This is a genomic window from Companilactobacillus paralimentarius DSM 13238 = JCM 10415 (assembly GCF_001434985.1).
Taxonomy (GTDB): domain Bacteria; phylum Bacillota; class Bacilli; order Lactobacillales; family Lactobacillaceae; genus Companilactobacillus; species Companilactobacillus paralimentarius.
On the sequence record NZ_AZES01000061.1, the window covers coordinates 1 to 6,936 of the forward strand.

Genomic DNA, 6,936 nt, shown 5'->3' on the forward strand with positions numbered 1-6,936 from the left:
ACAAAAATAGAGTTGATGGCAAAATGCCTATCAACTCTATTTATCGTACAGCCATATATTTCAGTTTGATGTGAACACTCTTTTTGGTTCTTATCCTAAAGTGCGAATGTGTTTAAATTTCCGTCTTCCGCAAGAATTGAAAATGTGTTGGAACGCTTCAAGTCGTGTCCACCATGTTCCAGCGGCCTACAGATTTTTTGTGGACGACGGCATATTTCAACCATATTAGTTAGTGTGATCATTTCTCTTTTTTACCTAAATATGACCAACTGTCGATTGGTGAACGGTCATCCTGTAATTGCAAAGCATCAGTATTATACAAATTAGTAGTTGATTTGTTGCCATTGCGAGAATAGATACTAGTTGATTTAACACCCAGTTCATCACGACGTTTAACCAATTGTTGAACTTGATTTTGATAAGAGTAGTTAGTTGGGTTAACTGGAGTGAATCCTGTAGGTGTGTAGAATCTTAAAAGATTCTTATTATTAACGTTGTCGGAAACTTTTAATTTCAAACTGACATCTTCCAACCATTTGTCAGCCTGCATGGCTAATCTTGGATTATCCTTCAAAGGAATTTCTTGACCGGTTTTATTCTCATAAACAGTCGGACTTCCAGAATCATTCGGATAGACAGTGTATTTCGGTGTGATCAAACTTTTATTTCGAAAGGCCACAATGGAACTGTGTTGTTTCGATAACAGATCTGTTCCCAATTGAACATATTGACTCGTGTTAACTCCCGCCAAATGTAAAATTGTTGGTAGGACATCAATTTCTCCACCATAGGTGTGTTTGATGCCACCCTTGAGACCATTCATGTGAATCATAAAAGGTACACGTTGATACTGTGTTTCATTGAACTTACTCCAAGTATCAGGATCTTGGCCGAAGAGACCAGTAGCCAATTCCTTATGCTGACTTTCACCTTTTTGATTCTTATCGATACCATAATGATCACCATAGAGAACAATCATACTATTTTTAGATAGTCCAGTATCATTCAAGTAATTGAAAAACTCTTCAATTGATTTATCTAAATAATGAGCAGTTTTGAAATATTGGTTAATTTCATCATCGTCCAGATCAGTTGATTTAAAGTCACCATTATCTTCATCAGAAAACTGGTAACGAACATGATTAGTAACAGTTAAAAATTTAGTGTAGAAAGGTTGTTGCATCTGTTCAAGATACTTAGCACTTTCAGACAGCAACAATTTATCTTTAATACCATAAGTGTTGAGTGAAGCGGTATCGGGATCTTTAGTGTCGTAGTAACTTTTGTCGAAGAAGTAGTTGTAACCCATATTCTTATAGACGGAATTACGATCCCAAAAACTACCTACGTTTCCGTGGAAAACAGCGCTAGTATAGCCTTTCTTTTGTGCAAGAATAGCTGGTGCTGCTTGGAAGGTGTTTTCAGTTCCCAATTTAGTAAAGACGGAAGTACCGGCAGGGAGACCAAATAATCCAGATTCTAACATTGTTTCGGCATCACTAGTTCGACCGCTACCGACTTCGTTGAAAAAGTTGTCATAGGCAATGGTATTTTTGTCATGATAAAGCTTATTCAAGAAAGGAGTAACTTCTTGACCATTAACTTTTAAACCAATTAAGAATTGTTCAAAGCTTTCCAAATGAATAATGATAATATTTTTGCCATTAGCCTTACCAAAGTAAACCGGGTTAGGTGCAGCATAATTTTGATGGACATAATCAAGAACTTTATCCATCTCTGATTCAGTGGCAGTTGAGCGCACTTGATCGTTTTGAGCTGATCGAATTGAATCATAGGGTAAGAAAGCGTTTATTCCTAAATATTTAACGATATAAGAGTGATCAAAGGTTCTTCCTAGTAATTGAGGGCGATTAGCTTCAGAACCCGCCAAATCGGCTGAAAATAGCATTAAACCTAAACAGGTTGTGGCTACAGCATTCAATTTTCTGAAAGGACGACGGTCAATTTTGATGAAATGAAAAATAAATAAGAAGGCAATAATAACAATATCAATTAGATAAATAGCGTCACGTGCCTGCACAACGCCTAAAGTTGTAGTACCCAAACCTTTAGCAACTTTACCAACGCCGGTAATGGAATTGAAAGAGATAAAATCAGAAAAAGAGCGGAAGTACAAGACATTGCTGTAGATAAAAATTGAATCAGCAATATAAATAATGCCCATGGCAATATAAGATAAAATTCCCTTATTGAAATAGAGAGCGACACTCATCAACAAAACCAGTGTGGCAAATGGATTAACAATTAAAAAGAAGTGTTGCAAAAGATTTTCGATACCTAAGGAAAAATCAAGATAGTAGGTAACGATGGTTTTTAACCATAGACAAAGAATTAAGAAGGTCATAAATCCTAATCTAGTGTTTAATACGGATTTAATTTTTTTCATTTTTATCCTCATAACTTAATTAGTTCACCAAATAATAATACTTTATCTGAAGCAATAAAAAAAGCCAGCTCTAGGCTGACTTTACTTGTTAGTAGAAGTAGAATTATTACTCTTGTTTTCAGAATCTTCTTTTAAGATACTAGACCAACTATCAATATAAGTACGATCACCGTTTAGTTCAGGCGTATCAGTGGTATATAGACTAGTTGTCGATTTATTATTATTTTGTGAGTAAACACTAGTTGATTTTAGACCTAAATCATTACGTGTTTGAACGAGTCTTTGAATTTCGTTTTGATAATCGTAATTCTTAGGGTTAACTGGTGTAAATCCGGTTGGCGTATAGAATCTCAAAAGATTCTTATTGTTAATAGTATCTGAAAGTTTAAGCTTGTTGTTAACATATTCTTGCCACTTTTTAACCTTCTGCTTGAGAATCGGATTTTGACTGAGATCAACTAATTCGCCAGTTTTATTTCGATAAACTTCTGGTTGATCACTATTACCCTTTAAAACAGTGTAATGAGGTGTAACAAAATTCTTATTTCGAAAAATTACAATTGGATTATGCTGCTTTGAAAGTAGATCAGTTCCTAATTGAACATACTGCTTGGTGTTAATACCTGCTAAGTGAAGCAGTGTTGGCAAGACATCGATTTCACCACCATAAGTGTGATTAATACCACCTTTGAGGCCCTTCATATGAATCATGAAAGGAACTTTTTGCATCTGTGAATCATTGAAGTCGGTCCAATCTTTGGAATCAATTCCTAAGACGGGCGCTAAGTCGGTGTTTTGACTGTCAGATAATCCATAGTGATCACCGTAAAGTACAATCATTGAATTATCATAAATTCCACTGCTCTTTAAGTAACTGAAAAATTCCTTTAAGGAATTATCTAAGTAGTGAGCCGTTTCAAAGTAACCATTAACAGTACTATTATCAGTATCTGGAGGAGTGAAATCATCTTTATCTTCATCAGTTAATTGGAATGGGTAATGGTTAGTGACGGTAATGAATTTGGCATAAAATGGTTGTTGAAGTTGTTCAAGATATTTCACACTTTCTGAAAGCATCAGTTTATCCTTCATACCGAATCCTAGCATTGAATCGTCACTTTTATTAAAGTAACTGGAATCAAAGAAATAATTATAACCCATATTTTTATAAACGGAATTACGGTTCCAAAAACTACCAACATTCCCGTGGAAAACAGCACTAGTGTAACCTTCTTTTTGTCCTAAAATAGCTGGGGCAGCTTGGAAGGTGTTGTCACTTCCAAGTTTAGTGAAAAGTGATCCTTCTGGTAATCCGAAGAGACCAGTTTCTAGCATGTTTTCCGCATCACTGGTCCGTCCTTGACCAACTTCGTGATAGAAGTTATCAAACGACATTGTATTTTTATCGTTATAGAGACTGTTTAAGAACGGCGTTACTTCCTGACCGTTAACTTTGTCGTTAATTAGAAATTGTTGGAAACTTTCCAAGTGGATGATGATGATATTTTTACCTTTAGCCTTACCAAAGTAAGCTTGATTTGGCTTAGCATAATTTTTTTGAACATCGGCTAAGACATCATCCATATCGGTACCAACTGCCTCAGAACGAACTTGGTTATTTTGTACTGTTTTAATTGAATCGTAAGCCAAAAAGGTATTTAAGCCTAAATACTTAACAATATAAGAACGATCAAAAGTTCTACCCAACAATTGAGGACGATTGCTTTCCGCAACCGTTAAATTGAGTGAGAAAAGAAAAATACCTAACATGGTTGTTGCTACAGCGGTTAATTTTCTCATTGGACGAGGATCAATTTTAATAAAGTGAGTGAACAACAAAACAGCAATAATAATAAAATCTAAAACATAGAAAATATCGTGTACTTGAATTAGGCTGGTAGCACTGCCACCAAGTCCCTTAGATACCTTAGAAGCACTGGTAATAGTGTTAAAGGATAAAAAGTCGCTTAATTCACGATAATAAAGCACATTTCCATAAAGAAGAATTGATTCAAGAACATATATCACACCCATAACGATGTAAGAGATTCGAGAACGTGTAACATATAGCGATATGCTTAGTAGGATAACGGAAGTAGCGATGGGATTAAAGATTAGAATCGAATGTTGTAACAGGTCCGTTGCGCCTAGGGAAAAATCGGTATAATAAGCTATGATGGTTTTGAGCCAGAGAGTAAAGACTAAAAGAGTTAGAAAACCTAACCGTCTACTCAAGAAATTTTTTAATCTATTCATTGATAATTCCTTATTTATAAAAATTCTTTAATAAAATCTATTTAGGGACTAAATAAATTGTTTAATTGTTAGTATAATACGTTATAGGTAAAAAGTGGGGAAGAATAAGAAAAATGATATTTTTAGGACCGTTGTATACATACATTTTTGAAAAGTATGCGACTAGATTCAATCATTTTCCATTGATTAGGCTTTCTTTTTATGCTGTGGATAAAGCAATATTGTATACCTTATTTTTTGTTACCCTAAGGTATATATGGGTAAAAGTTAAAAAGAAAAATACTAGCTTTGGCCGAGAATTAGGCTTAACTATATTTGTCTTCTATGTTCTCCTACTTTTTGCTTTAACAGTCTTTCGAGATGGCTATTTCATTTGGCAATTCAAGTTTTATTGGCACCGTCCGTTATCCCAAATAAATATAATTCCACTAGTAGAAACAATAAAATTATTAAATGGTCAGTCTTTAGTCGACTTTTTTTATAATTTATATGGTAATATTGTGTGGTTCGTACCAATGGGAATATTTATACCTGCGCTTACAGAAAGACACTTTGGTTTCTTTAAAGTTGTCCTCATTGGCGCTTTGATCTCGACTTCAATTGAAACGCTTCAGTTTATTTTGAATACTGGTGTAACGGATATTGATGACGTTATCTTTAATACTCTCGGCGCTGCGGTAGGATATTTTTTATATTTTGTAGGAAAATGGATAAAAAAGCTAATAAAAATTTGAAATTTTCTTCAAAAATGATTAATCTAGTTTTGACGATATATATGGAGGAGAGAAAATGACACAAATTAAATTTGATGATTCAAAATTGAGCAAGTTCGTTCACGAGAACGAAGTTGGCGAAATGCAAGCTCTTGTTACAGCTGCTGACGATGAATTGCGTAAGGGTACTGGTGCTGGTGCTGACTTCCGTGGTTTCATCGACTTGCCTGTTGACTATGACAAGGATGAATTTGCTCGTATTAAGAAAGCTGCTAAGAAGATCCAATCAGACTCAGAAGTCTTTGTTGGAATTGGTATTGGTGGTTCATACTTAGGTGCACGTGCTGCAATTGATTTCCTAAGTTCATCATTCTATAACGTTAAGAATGAAAAAGATGTTCCAGAAGTTTACTTCTGTGGTAACTCAATTTCCCCAAATTACCTAGCTGATCTTCTTGATGTTATCGGTGACCGTGATTTCAGTATTAACGTTATTTCAAAATCTGGTACAACAACAGAACCTTCAATCGCTTTCCGTATTTTGAAAGCCAAGTTGATTGAAAAGTATGGTGTTGAAGGTGCTAAGGGCCGTATCTATGCTACAACAGATCGTGCTAAGGGTGCTTTGAAGACAGAATCAGATGCTGAAGGCTACGAAGAATTTGTTGTTCCTGATGATATCGGTGGTCGTTTCTCAGTACTTACAGCTGTTGGTCTATTGCCAATCGCCGTTGCTGGTATCGATATCGATAAGTTGATGGAAGGTGCTGCACAATCACGTGAAGACTACTCATCAGCTGACCTTACAAAGAACGATGCTTACAAGTATGCTGCTTTGAGAAACATCTTGTATCGTAAAGGTTACACAACAGAATTGCTAGAAAACTACGAACCAAATGTTCAATACTTTGGTGAATGGTGGAAGCAATTGATGGGTGAATCTGAAGGTAAAGACCAAAAAGGTATCTACCCATCATCAGCTAACTTCTCAACTGACTTGCACTCATTAGGTCAATATATCCAAGAAGGTCGTCGTAACCTTATGGAAACAGTTGTTTTGATTGACCAACCAAGACATGATGTTAAGATTCCTGCTGAAAAAGATAACCTTGATGGTTTGAAGTACTTGGAAAACAAGTCAATGGACTTTGTTAACAAGAAGGCTTACGAAGGTGTTGTTCTTGCACATACTGACGGTGGCGTTCCAGTTATGACAGTTCACATTGAAAAACAAGATGCTTATAACTTGGGTTACTTGATGTACTTCTTTGAAATTGCTGTTGGTATTTCTGGTTACTTGAACGGTATTAACCCATTCAACCAACCAGGTGTTGAAGCATACAAGAAGAACATGTTTGGTCTACTTGGCCGTCCTGGTTATGAAGAACTTGGCGAAGAATTAAACAAGAGACTATAATTTTACAAATTAAATTAATTGAACCTCACATCGAAAGATGTGAGGTTTTTTTATACTATTTTTTCTTTAGTAAAATTCGAATTATTTTTTTCCGAAAATTACAAGAACAAGTTAGCCACTTGTCCAAAAAATAAATACGAAAT

4 protein-coding genes are annotated in these 6,936 nt (G+C 35.2%); 2 read left to right on the forward strand and 2 right to left on the reverse strand.

The window, feature by feature from the left end; translation table 11 throughout:
- Window positions 1–238 precede the first annotated feature (238 nt).
- Both FD33_RS06290 and FD33_RS06295 read right to left on the reverse strand, forming a co-directional pair.
- Complete coding sequence (locus FD33_RS06290) at window positions 239–2,407, reverse strand: LTA synthase family protein (RefSeq protein WP_051564345.1); 2,169 nt, start codon at window positions 2,405–2,407, stop codon at window positions 239–241.
- An 81-nt stretch (window positions 2,408–2,488) separates the two neighbouring features.
- Window positions 2,489–4,663 carry an LTA synthase family protein gene (locus FD33_RS06295; protein ID WP_056955846.1) on the reverse strand — a complete coding sequence of 725 codons (2,175 nt, stop codon included), beginning with the start codon at window positions 4,661–4,663 and terminating at the stop codon, window positions 2,489–2,491.
- Between the two features lie 113 nt (window positions 4,664–4,776).
- Between FD33_RS06295 and FD33_RS06300 the strand changes: the two genes are divergently transcribed.
- Both FD33_RS06300 and FD33_RS06305 read left to right on the forward strand, forming a co-directional pair.
- Window positions 4,777–5,397 (forward strand): VanZ family protein, encoded by a 621-nt coding sequence (locus tag FD33_RS06300; RefSeq protein ID WP_025086398.1) that lies wholly within the window; start codon window positions 4,777–4,779, stop codon window positions 5,395–5,397.
- A 55-nt stretch (window positions 5,398–5,452) separates the two neighbouring features.
- A complete protein-coding gene (locus FD33_RS06305; RefSeq protein WP_025086399.1) occupies window positions 5,453–6,793 on the forward strand; it encodes a glucose-6-phosphate isomerase in 1,341 nt (446 codons plus the stop codon).
- Window positions 6,794–6,936: the final 143 nt, after the last annotated feature.